Below are 19900 nucleotides of genomic sequence, written 5' to 3' on the forward strand. Positions count from 1 at the left end.
AAGTATGAAGTTGTTTTTGCAAAAAAAAGAAGTTCCGGTTAAAAACCGAAACTTCTTTTTATAAATTATTTATGACCTTCTGCTTCGTATTGTTTGTAGGTCTTAGTTTGGTATAAATCTTGAGTTGATTTATTCCCGTGTTCGGAATAGACACTAGTTGATTTATTCCCTAATTTGCTTTCTTGTTTGCCTAATTGATCCAAAGCATTTTTATAGTTGAATTTTTCAGGATCTAATTCTTTTAAGTTACTACCGGTATAAAAACGTAGCAGATCACCATTATTGATCTGATCAGAAGTTGCTAATTGTTTCCCAACTTCATCTTTCCATTTTGTAACTTGTGTTTTCAACTGTTCATCTGGAGCAGTAATCGCTTGAGCAGTTGCGTTATCGTATAGCGTTCCACCGTAATAAGTGTATTTGTCAGTAACAAAATCACCATCTCGGAAAGCTACAAGTTGTTCGTGTTGTTTTGAAAGTAAGTCTTGACCTAGTTGAATGTAATCTTTGGTATCCACACCCAATAAGTGTAACAAGGTTGGTAAGGCATCAACTTGACCACCATAAGTATGGTTAATACCACCTTTTGATTGACCAGGGATATGAATCATATAAGGAACCCGTTGCATTTGAGCATCGTCGTAACCTGTCCATGTTTCTTTATCTTTACCTAATAGTTCAGCTAAGTTTTTATTCCGTGAAGTTGAAATACCATAGTGATCACCGTATAAAACAATTACAGAGTTATCATATAAGCCACTAGCTTTCAAGTAATGGAAGAATTCTTCCACTGCGCGATCCAAGTAGTTAGCTGTAGCGAAGTAGCCGTTAATTGTTTCATCGTTTGTATCCGCCATTGGGAAACCTGCTTCATCATTTGTAAATTGTGAGTAAGGGAAGTGGTTTGAAACGGCAATAAATTTTGAATAAAACGGTTGTTGCAATTGTTCCAAGTATTTAACAGATTGTTCAAAGAATGGCTTATCATGTAAACCGTATTGGAATGAGTTACTGTCATTTACATCGTAGTAAGAAGCATCAAAGAAGTTTTGATAGCCCCAACGTTTATACGTTTCATTTCGATTCCAGAAAGTTCCGGCATTACCATGAAAGACGGCACTGGAGTATCCAAGTGTTTGATTTAGAATGTTTGGCGCAGATTGGAAAGTATTTTTTCCACCTAATTGGGTCATCAAAGCACCTTGATTTAAACCAAATAATGAGTTGTCCATTAATGTTTCAGCGTCCGAAGTTTTTCCGGCCTTCACTTGATGGAAGAAATTATCAAAGCTAAAAGTACTCTTGCTATGATATAAACTGTTGATAAATGGCATTACTTCATGTTCTTTACCTTCAGCATCTTTTAATTTGTAGTCAATTAAAAATTGTTGCGTACTTTCTAAATGAATGTAAATAACGTTTTTGCCTTTGGCCATCCCAAAGTATTCACTATTTGGTGCTGCATAATGACTTTTGACATAGCTTTGGGCTTCTTTCATGTCATTGGCACTTGCTTGGGCCCGAACTTGAGAAGCTTGATAGGTTTGAACACCGTCATAAACGGTAAAAGCGTTAATCCCTAAATATTTGACCAAATAATCACGAGAGAATGTTCGCGTTAATAATTCTGGGCGATCAACTTCAGCTAAAAATAAGTTACCAGAGAAGATCATCACAGATAACGTGGAGATAGCAAATGCCATCCGCGCGCGAACGGGACGATCATCCATCTTAATCTTTTTAGCAAATAACATGGCAACAAGTACCAAGATATCAACGAAGTAAAGTAAATCATAAGGGCGGAACAAGCGAATGGCACTTTCACCTAAACCGCTAGCAACTTTACCAGCTCCAAGCATGGTATTAATTGTGATAAAGTCGGTGAATTCACGGTAATATGAAACGTTAGCAAAAAGCAATAACGACATCAAAAAGTAAATCACCATCATAGTTATATAAGAAGCTTTTGTGCGTCTGACATATAATGCAATGGACAACAAGAATAAAGTTGTCGCGATTGGATTAATGAATAAGATGAAGTATTGACGCATACTTTCAATGCCTAAGTTAAAATCAACAAAATAGGCAAAAATGTTTTTGGCCCAAAAAAGAACGGCTAATAAGGTAAAGAAGCCCAGCCGTTTATTTAAGAAAGCGGGAGTTTTAATATTTTTCACTGTTTTATCCTTCCTTTTCCAAGTCTGCTTTTGCAAGCTGTAATGAAAAAATGAAAATATACACTGTTTACATTTTACTAATCTGATTTTTTTCTGTCAATTGAAATTGTGATAAGGCCAATTAATTAAGTAATTCTTTAACTTCATAAAGCACAGACAAATGCTGTTATTTTTGCTATACTTTTTTTGAAAGAAGAGCAGGTGAAAGTATGAAAATTCAAATGAATAAATTCGGCGTTAAAAAATTACGCCAACACTATCCATTAATTCAAGCAGATGATATTGCCACAGATCTAAAAATGAAATCCGGCTGGGTGGACTTTATGGATCAAAAAGGCAATTTTTTGGCCAAGGGGTATCTTGGTAAACAAAATAAAGGTATCGGTTGGGCGCTAACTTGGCAAGAAGAAGCCATTGATCACAGGTTTTATACTCAGGTATTTGCTAAAGCCAAGGCAATTCGCCAAGCATTTTTTAATGACGAAAAAACGACGGCATTTCGCATTTTTAATGGTGAAGGTGATGGGCTAGGGGGGATTACAATCGAGTGGTATGACCATTATGTTGTTTTTTCTTGGTACAACGATACTTTATATGAAGAAAAAAATAAAATTGTCGCTGCCTTTAAAGAAATTTATCCGGAAGTTTTAGGCGCCTATGAGAAGATTCGCTTTCACAGTGAGCTGCCAGAATCGCAACATGTATATGGCAAAAAAGCACCAGAACCGTTAATTGTAAAAGAAAATTCTGTCAATTTTGCGACCTATTTAAACGAAGGGTTAATGACAGGAATCTTTTTAGATCAGCGACAAGTACGGGGCCTTTTAGTAGATGGTCTAGCAGCTGGAAAAACGGTTTTAAATATGTTTAGTTATACAGGAGCATTTTCAATCGCGGCAGCTATGGGGGGAGCGCTTCATACAACAAGCGTTGATTTGGCCAAGCGTAGTTTGCCAAAAACAAGGGAGCAATTTGAGGTAAATGGACTTGACTTAGCAGCACAAAAAATTCATGTGATGGACGTTTTCAATTATTTTTCCTATGCTTTAAAAAAAGGGTTGAAATACGATGTAATTGTCTTAGATCCGCCAAGTTTTGCCCGCAATAAAAAACAGGTTTTTAAAGTAAAAAATAATTACGGTCAGTTAATTGCTGACAGTCTGCCAATTTTGACGGATGAAGGAATCATCATCGCCTCTGCCAATACGGCTAATGTTACCTTAGAGAAATTCCAGCAGATGATTGAAAAAGAGTTTGTTACTGCCAAGGTTGACTACAAATTATTGGACATCAAACGTTTGCCAGCTGATTTTCATATAAGCCAAACATTTTTAGAGGGCAATTATTTGAAAGTTTTAATTTATCAAGTGAAACAATAACAGACCTCAGTTACGGCTGAGAATGAAAATGAATGTTAAAAGGGGCGAAAAAAATGCAAGTTACGTTAAAAAATGTAACCTTTGGTAAGGGCGTGCCGAAAATTTGTGTGCCACTTACCGGTAAAGATAGTCAAACACTCTTAGCACAAGCACAATTGGCAGCAACTTCAGTTTGTGAAGTAGTAGAATGGCGTGTGGATTATTTTACAGACTTTTCAAATCAAAGCGCTGTATTAGAAGTTTTATCTCATCTTAAGACAGCGTTACAAGATAAAATTCTCCTATTTACTTTCCGAACATTAAAAGAAGGCGGAAAAGCTGACTTATCGTTACGGGAATACCAAAATCTTTATGTTGCGGTAGCCGAAAGCGGCTTGGTTGATATTGTTGATGTGGAATTGGAGCGAGCTGAGTTTTTAGGCCGAGGCTTTTTAAATCAGTTAAAAAAACAAAAAACAGCACTGCTTTTGAGTAGCCATAATTTTGACAAAACGCCAGCTGATGGAGAATTAGTCATGAAATTAGGCGTAATGCGCCAATTTGATGCTGATTTTGGAAAAATTGCGGTAATGCCCCATTCTTTAAAAGATGTATTGCAAATTATGGGCCTTTCTCAAAAAATGCAGGGCTTAGCTAGTGTACCGCTTATTTTAATTGCCATGGGGGATTTAGGTAAAATTACGCGGGTTGCAGGTGAGTTGATGGGGTCAGTCATGACATTTGCCGCATTAGAAGAAAGTTCTGCACCAGGGCAAATCGATATTACAGAAATGTCCCGAATTTTAGCGGCTTTGTCACTAGAGGAGTGAGTTGTTGTGGCAAAAAAGAAAGTAGTTAAAACGAATGCTATTCGCTTGGTGGAGCAAAAAAAGATTGCCTATCATGAGTATTCTTATGAGTGGAGTGAAAATCATTTAGGCGCAGCAGAGGTAGCGACAAAATTAGGTCAAAACCCCGCTCAAGTTTTTAAGACGTTGGTAGCCATCGGCAATAAGACCGGTGTAATTGTCGCAGTAATTCCAGGTAATCATGAGCTGGATTTAAAAAAACTGGCTAAAGCCAGTGGCAATAAAAAAGTTGACATGCTACATTTAAAAGACTTGGAACAAACAACGGGCTATATTCGAGGTGGTTGTTCGCCAATTGGCATGAAAAAGTTGTTTCCAACTTTTATTGATCAAACAGCAAAAACATTTCCTACTATAATAATTTCTGCAGGCAAGCGTGGCTTGCAACTGGAAATTGCTGTGGGGGATTTAGAAGGGTTAGTACAAGGAGAACTTGTTGATTTAATCGAATAGATAAATAACACGATATCAGACTTATCCCGAGTTCAAAAAGTTAGAGCAAAAATCTAACAGCTTGAGTTTGAGATTTTTACACACCTGACATCGTGTTTTTTTGTAAGCCATCAGAAAAGTATGAAGTTTTCACATGAATAAATCACCTGATGACAACAGGTTGTTTATGTCTAGTTTTGCAAACGACCTCTTTTTTTCCTTAACTCTCCAAAAATTTCGCACTTATTTTAGCGTTAGGGGAAGTTTACGCACTTTTCTGATTAATATTTTTGCCAGCTGGCAACTTCTGCTGCATTTTTGCCAGCTACATGGCCTGTACATAAAGCAGTTGTAATATTATAGCCACCTGTATAACCGTTGACGTCCAATACTTCACCGGCAAAAAATAGTCCTTGGCAAAGTTTACTTGCTAAAGTTTTTGGAATCACCTCTTTTAAATTTACGCCACCACCAGTAACAAAAGCACGTTCCAGTGCAAAAGTACGAATAATGGGAATTTCAAAATTTTTGGCAAGTAAGACTAATTTTTCCAATTGGTCTACGGTCACTTTGTCAGCAGTCATATCATTTAAATCTAATTGATTAAGAAAAAATTGCAATAGGCGTTCTGGTAACCACTGTGATAAGGCATTCTTTAAGCTCTTTTTCGTTTCCAATCGTAAGGATAAGTCCGCTAACAGCTCTGCATTGGTTTGTTTAGGAAAACAATCCAAGCAGACTGGAACATGTGGGGCGCCGTTACGCAGTTCTTGATTTATTGCATAGGAACAGCGAAGAGCAGCTGGACCAGAGAGACCAAAATGCGTAAAAAGTAAATCCATTGTATGACTCGTTACAATTTTTTTGCCCGCTAAAACACTTAATTTAACGTCTTGTAAGGATAGACCCTGCAAAGTTTTGCTTTGAATAAATGCAGCATCTGAAATTAATGGAGCCTCAGTTGGAAAAAGAGGGGTAACCGTATGTCCGCAGGATTTGGCCATTTTATAACCATCCCCGGTAGAACCAGTTCCAGGATAGGTTTTACCGCCAGTTGTAATAATGATACAAGGTGCGTTAAATTCTTCTTTATCACAACGAATCCCATAAACTTGTGTGTCATCATGAACCAACTTGGTAACGCTAGTATTAGTTAAAACGGTAACGTGAAGGCGTTTTAACTCTTCATATAAGGCATCGACAATTGTTTTAGCGCGGTCGGTAACAGGAAATACCCGTCCGTGATCTTCTTCTTTTAGCGCTACATTGCGACTGCTAAAAAATTCCATAATATCAGTATTGTTCCATTGTGCAAAGGTACTATATAAAAATTTTCCGTTACCCGGAATGTGGGTAATTAAATCATCAACGGGGCGATTATTTGTCACATTACAGCGACCGCCGCCGGTTAAGAGCATTTTTTTACCCAGGCGTTTGTTTTTTTCTACTAATAAAACTTCTGCATCATTTTCAGCTGCACTAATGGCAGCCATCATGCCAGCCGGCCCTGCTCCGATCACAATTACATCGTAATTTTTTTCCATGATTTCACCTCTGGCAAAAGTGTAGCATAGTTTTTAAGTTTGTTCTATTATCAAATAATTCTGACGATAAGGACGTTTTTTGGTAAAATAAAAACGTGACAAATATTTTACTTGGAGGGAAATTATGACAAACGCAAAAGAGTATATTCAACAAGTCCAACAAAGTCTTCACGAAAAAGATCGTGATCAAACAGAATTTTTACAAGCTGTAGATGAATTTTTCTCAACCATTGAGCCTTTTTTAGCAGAACATGATGAGTATCAAAAAAATAATTTGCTACAATTGATTACGTTGCCAGAACGCGTAATCCAATTTCGTGTACCGTGGCAAGACGACAACGGAAATTGGCAAGTAAACCGTGGTTACCGGATTCAATTCAACTCGGCGTTGGGACCATATAAAGGTGGCTTGCGTTTTCATCCAAGTGTGAATTTAAGTATTTTAAAATTTTTAGCTTTCGAACAAATTTTTAAAAATAGTTTGACAGATTTGCCAATCGGTGGTGGTAAAGGCGGTGCTGATTTTGATCCTAAAGGTAAATCTGATAATGAGATCATGCGTTTTTGTCAAAGTTTCATGACAGAACTTGCCAAACACGTTGGCCCAGATACAGATGTTCCAGCTGGAGATATTGGTGTTGGCGCTAGAGAAATTGGTTACTTGTTTGGCCAATATAAACGCTTAAAGCAATACGATGCTGGGGTTTTAACTGGAAAACCCTTGGAATTTTGGGGAAGTAAGGGGCGGACTGAAGCAACCGGTTATGGTGTCGTTTATTATGTCAAACATTTATTAGAAGATAAAAAAGACAGCTTTAAAGATAAAACAGTTATTGTTTCAGGGAGCGGAAATGTAGCGATTTATGCGATTGAAAAGCTAATGGAACTTGGTGCAAAAGCCGTGACTGTCTCTGATTCTAGTGGCTATGTTTATGATCCAGAAGGCATTGACTTAGACTTATTAAAAGAGGTCAAAGAAGTTCAGCGGGAACGTTTAACAGCTTATGTTAAAAATCGTTCGAATGCGCAATATTTTGACGGAGAATCAGTCTGGGATAGTGAAGTTAAAGCAGATATTGCCCTACCATGTGCTACGCAAAATGAAATTGATATTAAAAAAGCAAAATTAATGGCTGATAATGGCGTGAAGGTAGTCGCAGAAGGTGCCAATATGCCATGTACGATGGAAGCTGCGGAATATTTTATTGAACAAAATATTTTCTATTGCCCAGGCAAAGCAGCTAACGCTGGCGGGGTAGCCGTTTCAGCGTTAGAAATGGCGCAAAATTCACAACGCCAACAATGGAGTAAAGAAGAAGTTGATCGCCAGTTGGATGCGATTATGCTAAATATCTATCAAAATTGTCGCGATACGGCGGAACGTTACGGTAAGAAAGATAATTTAATGATGGGAGCCAATATTGCCGGTTTTGCTAAAGTAGCAAAAGCAATGTTAGCACAAGGACTTGTCTAAAGCTGGCAAACAGGTTGGTTTGTTGCGCTTTTCTTACAGTAAGTTACTTGAAAAAAAAGCATAAAAAACGTAAAGTAATACATGTATTAAATTTATCCATTTCAAGGAGGAGCTTAAATGTCACATATTAAATTTGACTATTCAAAAGTAGCACCATTTGTGAATGAACATGAATTAGGCTACATGCAAAGTCAAGTCACTGCAGCCCATGAAGCATTGCGTAACGGCACTGGTGCTGGAAGTGATTTCATCGGTTGGGTTAACTTGCCAACAGAATATGACAAAGAAGAATTTGCTCGCATTAAAAAAGCGGCAGAAAAAATCAAATCTGATTCAGAAGTATTAGTCGTTATTGGGATTGGTGGTTCATACCTAGGTGCCCGTGCGGCCATTGATTTTCTAAATCACTCATTTTACAACTACATGAATACAAATGACAAGTCAGCTCCACAAATTTTCTTTGCCGGCAATTCAATTTCTTCAACTTACTTGGCTGATTTAATTGAAGTTATTGGCGATCGTGATTTCTCAGTTAACGTTATCTCAAAATCTGGGACGACAACAGAACCAGCTATTGCATTTCGTGTTTTCAAAGAATTATTAATTAATAAATACGGTCAAGACGAAGCAAACAAACGTATTTACGCTACAACAGATAAAGAAAAAGGTGCGGTTAAAGTTGAAGCTGATGCGGAAGGCTGGGAATCTTTTGTAATTCCAGATGATGTTGGCGGACGTTTTTCTGTTTTAACTGCGGTGGGCTTATTACCAATTGCTGCTAGTGGCGCCGACATCGACGCTTTAATGCAAGGTGCAGCAGATGCGTCTAAAGATTATGCTTCGGATAAATTAGAAGAAAACGAAGCTTATCAATATGCTGCTATGCGTAATATTTTGTACCGTAAAGGTAAAGTCACTGAATTACTAATTAACTACGAACCAGGTATGCAATATTTCTCTGAATGGTGGAAACAGTTATTCGGTGAATCTGAAGGGAAAGACCAAAAAGGTATTTATCCTTCTAGTGCTAACTTCTCAACTGATCTACACTCATTAGGGCAATACATTCAAGAAGGACGCCGCAATATTTTTGAAACGGTAGTTAAAGTTGAAAAACCGCGTAAATCAGTGAAAATCCCCATAACAAAAGAAGATTTAGACGGATTAGGCTACTTGCAAGGTAAAGAAGTTGACTTTGTGAATACAAAAGCCTTTGAAGGTGTTTTATTAGCCCATACAGATGGTGATGTGCCAAACTTATTAGTAAAAATTCCAGAAATGGATGCATACACATTAGGCTATTTAATGTACTTCTTTGAAATCGCTGTTGGTATTTCAGGTTACTTAAATGGTGTTAATCCATTTGACCAACCCGGAGTAGAAGCCTACAAGAAAAACATGTTCGCACTCCTTGGAAAACCTGGCTTTGAAGAATTATCAAAAGAATTGAACGAACGTCTATAATCAGAAGACAAAAAAGACGGCTGCTAAAATGCAGTCGTCTTTTTTTGTCTGGTTACGAGCTTTTGAGCAATTAACGAGTAACTACGCGTCTTCTAAAACAACTGCTGTACCCATTACGGTTGGTAATGCTTTATCGGTTAGCGCAAAGCTTATTCCTAAAACAGCATTTGCTCCCAGTATCTCAGCACTTTTTTCAATATCTTTTAGCGCTTGATCTAGATATGTTGAGACGGCGGCAACAGCTCGAACTGGACGTAGTTTATCGTCAAAACCGTATACAATGCCCAAATCTTTAACTACTTTTTTACCGGGATAATACGAAAGGGTAGATGTAATCATTCTAAATCGCTCCAAACATAAGTTTTTAATTAGTGTAACAGATTAAAGAAAAAGTATCAGTAGCTAAAATAGAGGAAAAAAATATCATTTGATTTACAAACCGTGTTTTATATTTTGTCGATCAGCTCTTTAGGTTGTCATCTTGAATGCATTTGATTCTAGCGGCAGCTTTTGATGTTAATAAATCGTGATGCTAAAAGCAAATAACGTGGACGACAGGAATAAAACCTGCCTCTCAAAAAAGATAACTTATCGTCGCAAGTTACCTTTGAATAAAGCACCAAAACTCGCCCACTAAAAGAATAAACTAAAGATCGCTAAAAAACTTAATTCCTCCTTAAATCTTACAAAGTTATCCCAGAGGTGACAATTGTGTTAGGAAAACTAAGTCTAAAGTACGATACTTCTCTACTTGCAACCCGTTATGATAAATACATCAAGAAAAACAATTAAAGGAGTTGCAAATATATGTTAAAACGATTAATCAAAGGTGTAGTAGGCGTATCCGTAATTTTAGGTGTGTTAATTGGGGGCGCGGTAGTATTTTCAGATGATGCTTCTGGGGAGTTTGCTCAAATAGTTGATCGTGTGAATCCTTTTGTTAAAGAGGGGAATGTCTATGTGAAGACTACGCAGCCTGAAGAAGTAAATGGATACGGAACGGCTCGTTATCGTCAAGTGGCTGCTGATGAAAAAGGTAATAAACGCACAATTGAATTTTCAGGAATCTCAGAATTAAAAAAGGGTCACTATTTGAAATTGAAAAATAAAGGGGCTTTTGTCAAAACCTATGAAGAAGTCAAAAAAACCGATATTCCGCAAGCAGCCTTGGCTGTGATTGAGTGATGCTGAGTAAAGTAGCCAATATCGAGTAGATACTAACTAACAGGATACTTTAATCCTCGTGAAGTTTTAAATCATACGAATAAAAAAAGCTCCCAAAGCCGCAATTTTAGGCTTGGGAGCTTTACGTTTATAAAGACCGTTTCAAATTATTCTGGCGTGCCAATAACTTTAATGTAGTCATCAACATTTTTTATTTGCATATGTTTAATAACCAGTTGATTGCGTTGGTTGCGTTTGCCAGTGACTTTTAGTGTGTATTTATTATTAGGTAATCGAAAAATATAGTTAGAAAGATAGCGATCTTTAATAATTCCTTCGGTAATTTCACCATCTTTAGCCAATTTGATTAAGGATAGGCGCATAGGTTGTTCTTGTAAAAGGACAGTTTTTACTAGCAGCCCTTCGAATTCTTCCATTTTTTTTCACCTCATCTAAAATGTTCTTTCATCATTATAAAGGTTTTTGCACAATCCTGCATGAAAGAAGTTCAAAGAAAAATTCAAGTAAAAAAATATCTTACATGTATCATGTAAAATTAATAATGAACAAACTAGAATCAAGCTAAAATTAGCAGCTAAAAATTAATTCTGAACCTTCATTTTGGCTAAAAAGTGTTAAATTTTTTGTTGCAGTTTTAAAAAAGATAGCGATAATACTATTAAAAAAACAGCTCCCAATGGGAACTGTTTAGTATTTTATTTAGCAGGAAGATTAAGCTTCTTCTTCGCTACCTAAAAATTGTGTGACTAATGCCGCTAATACGCCACCGACAACCGGTGCACATAAGTATACCCAGTAGTGACTTAAAGCAGTACCACCAGCAAAAATTGCCGGACCAAAACTACGAGCAGGATTTAGAGATCCCCCCGTTAAGTTTAAGGCAACAATAATTAACAGTGCCAAGACAAGACCGATGGCAAAAGATGCTAACGCACCACTACCATATTTTTTACTAGTAGCCATAATAATAACAAAAATAAATAAGAAGGTAATTAGTGTTTCGACACCAAATGCCATACCTGCGCTAATTTCACTAAAGTCTGTTTGACCGTAAGAACCAGCAGGAACCTTCAACGCTTTGCCAAAGATACCGACAAAGAATGAAGCGACGATAGCACCAACAAATTGACTAATGATAAAAAAGATTGAATCTTTCCAAGAAACCCGTTTGTTAATTGCCATTGCAATGGTAACAGCAGGATTAAACAAGCCATTTGACAACGCACCGTGACCGACTGCTAAATCCATAATAGTAATCGTCAACCCGAATGCTAAACCAATCGCAAGTGGATCTGTTTTACCAACAACAACAGTGGCGGTTCCGACAAAAACCAACATGAAAGTGCCCATAAATTCACCAAAGCATTTTCTGAATAAAGCCATATTTTTTCATCTCCTTTCTATAAAGTTAATTATAGTAATAAAGTGGACGGCTGTAAAAAGATAGGCCCTATATACAAAAAAGAGAAGATGTGTTCAAATTAAAAGAAATAAATTCCGTGTTGTTTTTATTTATAGCGATAGTTATTTTTTAAAAAGTGTTTTCTAATTTAATTTTTGAAAAAAACATTCTTCTTTTACTATAATCTCTATTAATATTGTTTCATTTATAAATTGGTATTGGTTTTGATTGAAAGTGGGGAAGGAAGGTGAAAGACGGTTTGAGAAAAATTAATATCTGGGTAAGTAGCTTTATTTTGAGCTTTTTATTATGAAGTAAAAAAGAGAATAAATTATATTAGAAGTAAAATTGATAAAAAAATAATTTTGGTCTATATCGGAAACAAAAGAGTGGGAAAAATTAAAAAAATAAACAAAAAGCGTTTTCAAATTTAATTTTTTCTGTTATGATATACCTGAAATTAAGTGAGGGAGGTGTTATTAATGGAAGTAGAAGTTGGGAAAACATACTTATGCAAACCAGTCGGATTAACGAGCGAAGTCGCAGGCTTTGTCGAACATACATATACGAATACAGTCTTGATTTCAGTTACAGAATGTGAGCGTTGTGATCGACCTAAAGTGATTGAAGCGCAAAATCGCTTGTTGGTACGTTATGAAGATATTCGAGATATTGCGGTTGTAGCCTAATAAATGACAACTTTCTAGTCACGACTAGGAAAACAGGAATTGTCATTTTAAAAATTGAGTACAGTATGACTGCTGTATTTCATAATTAAAAAGGCAGCTGCGCCAAAGTTAGTTTGACTTTTGGCGCAGCTGCCTTTTTTTGCTTTAAAAGCAATCTGTAGGGTTAAGATAGAACTTTTCAACACGGCTTTTGAGCTTATTTACTTAACCAACTCCGATAACAAAGTTTAATAGCTTATCAGAATAAGTGACTTTAGTTTGTGCATCTTTAATAGTTTGATTTAACGTAGCCATTTGATCAGTAATAATGCCATCTACTTCGTAAAAAATCATCCGACTCATATCCTCACTACTATTTGGCGTCCAGACAAAAACCTTCTTGCCATCTTCTTTAGCAGAGGAAATGAAATTATGATTAATCGTCGAATATTCCATCGTTAGGAAATCTGCTTTTGTAATTGGTGGTCCTACCACGTTAAAAGGTAAAATATAGCCAACAGTAAGTTGAGGTACCTGTGTTTTCAAGGATTCAACAATTGAAAAAGATAGACTTTGCAGCATATGATGGTTTGAAACAATTTCATTTTGATACTTTTTCAAAAAAACTTGAACGATTGGTGCGGTATCTTTTTGTTGCGTCTTAATTTCGACTAATAATTTTTGGTTCAGGCGTTTTGCTTCCGCCAGATAAGAATCAAAAGTAGGGATTTTCGCAGTTTGATCATTTTCTTTTAAAGTCACTTTTTGAATTTCAGCAAGGGTCATTTTTTCCGGTGCTTGATTGACACCCCCTAAATTTTTCAAATTAAAGTCATGGATAACAACAAATTGATGGTCACTTGTCATTTGGATGTCCATCTCGACATAATCAGGATGTTGGCTTTGACTGGTTTTTTGTAAAGAAGCCAAGCTATTTTGAACACCATTGCCATCATCTACGCCACGATGGGAAATTGTAAGTGGAATTTTCGTAATTTCTTGATTGAGATAATCCATGTTGTACAAGCTAACACCAACTCCAAAAAAGACTGCAATTAAAATGAGTAAGGTATTTTTAATTCCTTCAAGGCGCGGATTAGGTAACGATTCTTGATAAAACCATTTAGGGATTTCTGGCAAGAAGCCTTCGTCGTTCATAAAATCGATAATAATATAAAAAATTCCAACCGTTGATAAAACCAAATTGACAAGTAAAAAAAATTGGAGCAACGTCATTGCAAAAACTGCACTAATTAACGCATAGTCGGGGAAAAATTCTTCAATCAAGGCTTGTGCTCCTACCACAATGGTAAAGCTAAGCCCGGTTATTAGTAAAATTGCACCACCAATAAATAAAAAACGACCAATAATGGCAAAAAAGCGCCGTTTTGTAATCAAAAAACTTTCCTTAAAGGCATCTCTAAAGGGACGATCACGTAAAATCATCTCTGGTAAAGCAAAGATTAAACGAATACCGATATAAATAAGAACAAGATAGCCCAAAACAAAACCTGAGATAATTAACAAACGGTTGGTAAAAATAAAATCCATAATAAAAGCAGGAATTTTAATGCGTGCTAATAAATCAGAATTAAAGCTCAAACCACCGATGGGTAAAATTAGTAAAAAGTAAAAAAGAAAAAAGATAAAAACGCTAGGCCGCAATTTTTTTAACTGAATCATCGTCATCCGTAACAGCTGTTTCAACGAAACGGGTTGCTTTTTCTCAATGAAGTACACACTTAAAAGTAAAAAGGTAAACTCAAAGAAAACCAACAATAAAATTAGCAGCAAGATGACCACTAATAAAAAAGTAACTGCTGGGTGTTGTGTCGCAATTCCACCTAAATTATCATAGGATAAATAATGAATCGCACCGCGTTTTAAAATAAATTTGGTTGAGCTGCTTAGAAGGGGAATGACAACAAATAAAATGAAGCCATGCATTAATAAGACATCACGAAAGTAAACATTTGTTTTGACTAAAAAATCCCAGGTATTTTTTACTGACTCTTTTAAATACTTCATCTTCATCACCTATCTCTATTGTAGCGGAAAAACAACTTTCAACAAAGAAAATAGAGCGGGTAAAAGTTAAATTGCAGATAAAAATGCCCCACTCAGAGTTAAGCTAAGTGGGGCATTTTTATTTCTAGCCAAGCAGTCCAGTCAAAAATGAACCGCCATAAATTAAAGCCATGCTGTATAAGAAAATAGATAGTGGTTTTGCTAATAAAATAATCCAAACGTATTTTTTAACTGAGATATTGGTAAGGCCGGCCATTAAACAAAGGGCATCATCAGGCGCAACAGGTAAGAAAATGGCTAGGGCAAACAATTTTTCAAAGCGGCTTTGATTATCTAACCAGCCAATATATTTATTATAAGTCTTGTCACTGATCATGCTTAAAATAAATGGTTTCCCGTAACGGCGTCCTAAAAGGAAAATAATGATTGAACCGATACAAATGCCCACATAATTGTAAACAAAACCAGCAAAAGGTCCAAAGATCAACACGCCTGCGGCACTAGAAATACCGCCGGGGATAATCGGAATGACAACTTGTAAAATTTGTAAGAGAATGAAGATGATCGGACCTAAAATAATCGAGTCACCGACTAATCCTCTTAGAGCGTTGATATCTTTAAAGACACCTAAATTGATAAAATATATCGTTAAGGCAATTGAAACTAAAATGCCTATAACAGAAATCGTATTAATAATTTTGCGAGAAAGAGCGATACTCATGGTCTCATCTCCTTTGTTTGATATACTAATATTATACAAGGAATTTTTTTATTTGCCCTGTGTTTTGACTGACAAAGAACAAACAAATTTGTAAGTTGGCTAATAAGTTTGAACCAACTGTATTATAAGAGCTTTTAATAAGAAAAGCTATCCTACTGAAGGCTGATTTATAAAAATTAAAGATTATTTGTTGCTTTTTAAATGTGTTTCTAGTTTACAGCTAAAAAAAATAGGTGTACACTCAGTTTGTCAAAAGTTTCGGTTAACCTAAAAAATAATTGAGTTGCATAGAAAAGAGTGATGAGATGAGTCATAAAAAAGAAAAATTAATTGAATACGCAAATGGACCAAGCTTAGAGGAAATCAATAATACAGTTGAGGTCCCTAAAAACGCTAGTTTCTTTCGCACACTGCTCGCTTATAGTGGGCCGGGTGCTTTAGTAGCTGTAGGCTACATGGATCCTGGTAATTGGATTACTTCAATTGCTGGTGGTGCAGAATACAAATATGCTTTGTTAAGTGTCATTTTATTATCGAGTTTGATTGCGATGCTGTTACAAAGTATGGCAGCAAAATTAGGAATTGTTACCGGACGCGACTTAGCCCAAGCAACACGGGAACACACATCGAAAAAGACCGGGTTTGTTTTATGGATTATTACTGAATTAGCGATTATGGCAACGGATATCGCCGAAGTAATTGGTGGTGCGGTGGCATTACAGTTATTATTTGGTCTACCTTTAATCGTAGGGGTTTTAATTACTACATTGGATGTTTTATTATTGCTATTATTGACGAAACTAGGTTTTCGAAAGATTGAAGCGATTGTTGCAGTTTTAATCGCAGTTATTTTCATGGTTTTTGCCTATGAAGTTGCGTTAGCACAACCGCAGCTCGGTGAAGTGTTACGTGGTTTTATTCCAGATCCCAAAATTGCCACCGATAAATCGATGCTTTTATTGGCATTGGGGATTGTCGGCGCAACTGTTATGCCCCACAACTTATATTTGCACTCCTCTATTTCACAAGCCCGTAAATTTGACCGCAACGATGAGGAAGAAAAAGCCAGAGCAATTAAATTTACCACTTGGGATTCCAACATTCAGCTGACTGTAGCTTTTGTAGTCAACTGCTTATTATTAGTATTAGGTGGAGCATTATTTTATGGGACAAACAGTGATTTAGGAAAATTTGTTGATTTATATGATGCTTTAAAAGATCCAAGTATCGTAGGAAATATCGCAAGTCCACTTTTAAGTACGCTCTTTGCTGTTGCGTTACTTGCTTCTGGTCAAAATTCTACTATTACCGGAACACTTTCAGGGCAAATTGTGATGGAAGGTTTCATTAATTTGAAGATGCCATTGTGGATGCGTCGAGTAGTAACACGTTTGTTAGCAATTGTGCCCGTTATTATTTGTGTCATTTTATATGGTGGTAGAGAATCTGCAGTTGAAGATTTGCTACTTTATACGCAAGTCTTTTTGAGTATTGCCTTACCGATTTCAATTATTCCATTAACAATTTATACGAGTGATAAAAAAATCATGGGTAGATTTGCTAACCCAACATGGATGAAAATTTTAGCTTGGGTGATCGCTATTGTTTTGACCGTTTTAAATCTGTTTTTAATCTACAGCACATTAACAGGTGCAAATGGGTAGAAAGGTGAGGAGTAATGAATACTTTTAAGTGTATTTTAGTAGCAGTAGATGATTCGAATGATTCAAAAAAAGCTTTTGAATATGCGTTAACATATGCAATGGAGCATCAAGCCTCTTTGACGATTACAACTATTTTCGAAATTAATCGCTTGAATGTGTACGAGTATCTAACGCCTGAAACAATTGCGCTGCATAAGCAAGATACAATTGCAATCGCGGAAAACTATCGTAAACAAGCATTAAGCAAAGGAGTAAAAGAGGCAACGGTTGTGGTCGATGAAGGAACACCGGCAACAGTTATTTTAGATAAAATTTTACCCGCGGTAAAACCAGACTTACTAATTTGCGGTTCCAAAAGTAAACCGAATCATGCCCCGCTAGTTTTAGGAAGTCAAGCTGCTTTACTCGCAAAAGGAGCAAGTTGTTCAGTTTTAATTATTCGCTAAAATAAAGTTGTGATAAAAACCACGATTTAAACGCCATTTATTTGTAATAAAATGGCCCACGTCTGCTGGTATAGCCGTAATAAAAAAGGTGAGACAAAAGTAAACTAACTTTTGTCTCATCTTTTTTTGATAGAAGGATTAAATTTAAACACCAGTGTTTCAACGAGTGATGTTATCATAAAGCCTGCGGCAATCGCACCGGCAGTCATAATGACAATTTTTAGATTATCTAACGATTTGGCAGAATCACCTAACACCAATTCACGAATGGCTTGATAAGCAGGACCGCCTGGAACTAGCGGCACCAAACTGGGGATGTTGAAAATAATCATCGGCATTTTAAGACGCCGCGAAAAAAAGATGCTGAAACAGCCAATCGCAATGGCAGCGACAAAGTTAGAAAAGCCTAATCCTTGCGCGTTTTGTCGTAATAACCAATACACCATCCAGCCGATGGCACCGGTTAAACCTGTTGCTAATAAGGAACGTTTGGGGATATTAGTGATAATACCAAAAGCTACAGTACTGATAAAACTAAAGAAAAAATGAATGCCATATAAGATCATGCGATACCACCTCCAAATAAAAGCAGCGTGGTCGCAATTCCAACACCAATAGCAGCCGCAATAAATAAAGCTTCAATCCCCCGAGCAACCCCGCTTAGCAGATCCCCTGATAAAATGTCACGAAATGAGTTCGTGATGGCTACACCAGGGACTAAAGGCATTACCGCTCCGATTATAATGTGGTCAACATTGCTGGCTAATCCCAGCTTTACACATGAAATAGCCAACGCACCAATAACAAAAGCTGCAACAAACATATCTAAAAAACGCATTTGTAACCATTTTTTTACATAAATTCCTGCGATAAATCCAAGACAGCCAATAAAAAACGTGGGGGTAAAATCTTGCCATGTCCCGCCAAAGATATACATTAAAGTACAACTAACAAAACCTGCTGCTAGCACTTGCCAAAGTAAAGAAAAACTCGGTGTGTCACAGTTCACACGTTTTAGTCGTGCATTTAACTCGTTTAAAGTAATCTTTTTAGCTGCAAATTCGCGGGAAAGATGATTGACGGCGACAATTTTTTCTAAGTTGATGGAACGTTCATGTACCTCTTCTAATTGAGAAAAAGAAGAATTACGTATACTCATAAATAGGCCAGTTGCCGTAACATAACTAACAGTGTTAGAAATCCCAGCGTTTTCTGCGATTCGATTCATCGTATCTTCTACACGATATACTTCTGAACCATTCTCCATCATAATTTTACCCGCCATAAGACAGGTACTTAAAACAAGCTCTTCTTTCATTTGTTTACCTCATTTGTAAAGTTGCTTCTATTCTATCATTTCGTTGTTTGAATTGCTTTTAATTTTTATTAGGTGAAAAGTTTTTTTGCCGTTTTATTCAAAAACACTGATAAAGAAATATCAGAAAATTGAGAAATTTTTGTTTTAGCTTAAAATAAATTAATATAGATTTAATAAAAATAACGGTTGTAATAGTTTGTGAAATGTCTTATTATCTTTTTAAGATATTTTATGTCATAAATTTATTGTGAACTGTTGGTTAATTTGGTATCTCTCGTTATCGTACGAATTTTTTTCTTTAAGATAGATAACTATTTTTGAGGTATATCATTTCCCAAAAATTCTATTTTTGTTTACAATAAACTTATGAATGATAAATGTTATTATAAAGGAGAGGTGACTTTCTATGCGTCGTAAGGTTTATACAAAAGATCAAATATTGAAAGCCGCTTATGAAGTTATTTCAAAAGATGGCTTCAGTAAGTTTACAGCCCGTAACATTGCTAAAAAAATGGGGATTTCAACCCAGCCGATTTATTTAGAGTTTAAAAATATGCAAGATCTTAAAAACACTTTGGTTGAAACAGTTATGCGTGATTTACAAGAAAATGTCTTTCCGATTAAGCATACAGGAAATCAAATTGTTGACTTGGGTTTGAATTACATTAATTTTGCCCAAGAAAATCGTAATTTGTATGTTGCCTTATTTGTTGATGAATATGGCGGCGGCAAAATGATGCACGAGTTTTCATATGAATACTTCAAAAATATGGTGGCAAATTGCCCAGAATATGCTGACTTGTCTGACGAGTACATCAAAGCACTTCATGATGGGACTTGGATCACAGTGACAGGAATTGCTTCTTTGATGTCTTCTGGTATTATTCACCCTTCTCAAGAACAAATTGGTGAATTAATTCAATCTGCTGTTGATGGTATTTTGAAAATGGAGGCTCCAGAAAAAATTTTTAATGGGGAAGGCTAGTTTACTAGTGAAAAATCACGCTTATAAAAGAAAGATGCGTCTTAGCTGTTCATAATACTTTTTCTTTCAAAGGCAGGCTGTTTTTAAAAGGAGTAGTCCATGACAGTTAATTCGCGTTTTTTTATGAGGTACATCTTAATTGACTTTTTTTCAATTTTGACGAAA

General features: G+C 36.2%; 19 protein-coding genes. 10 read left to right on the plus strand and 9 right to left on the minus strand.

Annotation, left to right across the window (positions count from 1 at the left end; genetic code table 11):
* Positions 1-65 precede the first annotated feature (65 nt).
* Complete coding sequence (locus tag P3T75_RS04875; protein ID WP_230709055.1) at positions 66-2177, minus strand: LTA synthase family protein; 2112 nt, start codon at positions 2175-2177, stop codon at positions 66-68.
* 209 nt (positions 2178-2386) lie between these two features.
* Here P3T75_RS04875 and P3T75_RS04880 point away from each other — a divergent pair, with 209 nt between their 5' ends.
* The 3 genes from P3T75_RS04880 to ybaK are packed head-to-tail and all read left to right on the plus strand — an operon-like array spanning position 2387 to position 4857.
* Entirely contained in the window at positions 2387-3556 is a 1170-nt protein-coding gene (locus P3T75_RS04880; RefSeq protein ID WP_282462354.1) for a class I SAM-dependent rRNA methyltransferase, read from the plus strand.
* 53 nt (positions 3557-3609) lie between these two features.
* Positions 3610-4365, plus strand: coding sequence for a type I 3-dehydroquinate dehydratase (aroD, locus tag P3T75_RS04885; protein ID WP_206904673.1), 756 nt, complete (start codon positions 3610-3612; stop codon positions 4363-4365).
* 6 nt (positions 4366-4371) lie between these two features.
* A complete protein-coding gene (gene ybaK / locus P3T75_RS04890; RefSeq protein ID WP_206904671.1) occupies positions 4372-4857 on the plus strand; it encodes a Cys-tRNA(Pro) deacylase in 486 nt (161 codons plus the stop codon).
* Positions 4858-5117: 260 nt separating this feature from the next.
* Here ybaK and P3T75_RS04895 read toward each other — a convergent pair whose 3' ends face one another.
* On the minus strand, positions 5118-6380 hold the full coding sequence (locus tag P3T75_RS04895; RefSeq protein WP_206904657.1) for a BaiN/RdsA family NAD(P)/FAD-dependent oxidoreductase: 1263 nt from the start codon (positions 6378-6380) through the stop codon (positions 5118-5120).
* A gap of 124 nt (positions 6381-6504) precedes the next feature.
* Here P3T75_RS04895 and gdhA point away from each other — a divergent pair, with 124 nt between their 5' ends.
* Together gdhA and P3T75_RS04905 are read left to right on the plus strand one after the other, a co-directional pair.
* Positions 6505-7854 (plus strand): NADP-specific glutamate dehydrogenase, encoded by a 1350-nt coding sequence (gene gdhA / locus P3T75_RS04900; RefSeq protein WP_230709048.1) that lies wholly within the window; start codon positions 6505-6507, stop codon positions 7852-7854.
* Positions 7855-7971: 117 nt separating this feature from the next.
* Positions 7972-9318 (plus strand): glucose-6-phosphate isomerase, encoded by a 1347-nt coding sequence (locus P3T75_RS04905; protein WP_282462355.1) that lies wholly within the window; start codon positions 7972-7974, stop codon positions 9316-9318.
* Positions 9319-9399: 81 nt separating this feature from the next.
* On the opposite strand, the gene P3T75_RS04910 is transcribed toward P3T75_RS04905, so the two are convergent.
* A complete protein-coding gene (locus P3T75_RS04910; RefSeq protein ID WP_206904649.1) occupies positions 9400-9657 on the minus strand; it encodes a heavy metal-binding domain-containing protein in 258 nt (85 codons plus the stop codon).
* A 468-nt stretch (positions 9658-10125) separates the two neighbouring features.
* On the opposite strand from P3T75_RS04910, the gene P3T75_RS04915 reads away from it, so the two are divergent.
* The gene (locus tag P3T75_RS04915; protein WP_282462356.1) at positions 10126-10503 is read left to right on the plus strand and encodes a YxeA family protein; all 378 of its coding nucleotides are present in this window, start codon (positions 10126-10128) and stop codon (positions 10501-10503) included.
* A 146-nt stretch (positions 10504-10649) separates the two neighbouring features.
* Here P3T75_RS04915 and P3T75_RS04920 read toward each other — a convergent pair whose 3' ends face one another.
* Entirely contained in the window at positions 10650-10919 is a 270-nt protein-coding gene (locus P3T75_RS04920; protein ID WP_016171648.1) for a hypothetical protein, read from the minus strand.
* Positions 10920-11214: 295 nt separating this feature from the next.
* Positions 11215-11886, minus strand: a complete 672-nt coding sequence (locus P3T75_RS04925; RefSeq protein ID WP_206904644.1) for an MIP/aquaporin family protein — start codon at positions 11884-11886, stop codon at positions 11215-11217.
* Between the two features lie 501 nt (positions 11887-12387).
* Between P3T75_RS04925 and P3T75_RS04930 the strand changes: the two genes are divergently transcribed.
* Complete coding sequence (locus tag P3T75_RS04930; RefSeq protein ID WP_206904641.1) at positions 12388-12594, plus strand: hypothetical protein; 207 nt, start codon at positions 12388-12390, stop codon at positions 12592-12594.
* A gap of 204 nt (positions 12595-12798) precedes the next feature.
* Here P3T75_RS04930 and P3T75_RS04935 read toward each other — a convergent pair whose 3' ends face one another.
* Positions 12799-14601 (minus strand): glycerophosphodiester phosphodiesterase, encoded by a 1803-nt coding sequence (locus tag P3T75_RS04935; RefSeq protein WP_282462565.1) that lies wholly within the window; start codon positions 14599-14601, stop codon positions 12799-12801.
* 124 nt (positions 14602-14725) lie between these two features.
* Positions 14726-15322 carry a TVP38/TMEM64 family protein gene (locus tag P3T75_RS04940; protein ID WP_206904635.1) on the minus strand — a complete coding sequence of 199 codons (597 nt, stop codon included), beginning with the start codon at positions 15320-15322 and terminating at the stop codon, positions 14726-14728.
* 305 nt (positions 15323-15627) lie between these two features.
* Here P3T75_RS04940 and P3T75_RS04945 point away from each other — a divergent pair, with 305 nt between their 5' ends.
* Positions 15628-16986, plus strand: a complete 1359-nt coding sequence (locus P3T75_RS04945; protein WP_230709041.1) for an Nramp family divalent metal transporter — start codon at positions 15628-15630, stop codon at positions 16984-16986.
* A gap of 14 nt (positions 16987-17000) precedes the next feature.
* A complete protein-coding gene (locus P3T75_RS04950) occupies positions 17001-17432 on the plus strand; it encodes a universal stress protein (protein ID WP_282462357.1) in 432 nt (143 codons plus the stop codon).
* 116 nt (positions 17433-17548) lie between these two features.
* Here the strand turns inward: P3T75_RS04950 and P3T75_RS04955 are convergent, their stop codons facing one another.
* Positions 17549-17998 carry a threonine/serine exporter family protein gene (locus tag P3T75_RS04955; protein WP_282462358.1) on the minus strand — a complete coding sequence of 150 codons (450 nt, stop codon included), beginning with the start codon at positions 17996-17998 and terminating at the stop codon, positions 17549-17551.
* The gene (locus P3T75_RS04960) at positions 17995-18750 is read right to left on the minus strand and encodes a threonine/serine exporter family protein (protein ID WP_282462359.1); all 756 of its coding nucleotides are present in this window, start codon (positions 18748-18750) and stop codon (positions 17995-17997) included. Before P3T75_RS04960 ends, P3T75_RS04955 begins: the two co-directional genes overlap by 4 nt.
* A gap of 406 nt (positions 18751-19156) precedes the next feature.
* Between P3T75_RS04960 and P3T75_RS04965 the strand changes: the two genes are divergently transcribed.
* Positions 19157-19735, plus strand: a complete 579-nt coding sequence (locus P3T75_RS04965; RefSeq protein WP_206904619.1) for a TetR/AcrR family transcriptional regulator — start codon at positions 19157-19159, stop codon at positions 19733-19735.
* Positions 19736-19900 lie beyond the last annotated feature (165 nt).

It is taken from the genome of Enterococcus montenegrensis (assembly GCF_029983095.1).
Lineage (GTDB): Bacteria > Bacillota > Bacilli > Lactobacillales > Enterococcaceae > Enterococcus_C > Enterococcus_C montenegrensis.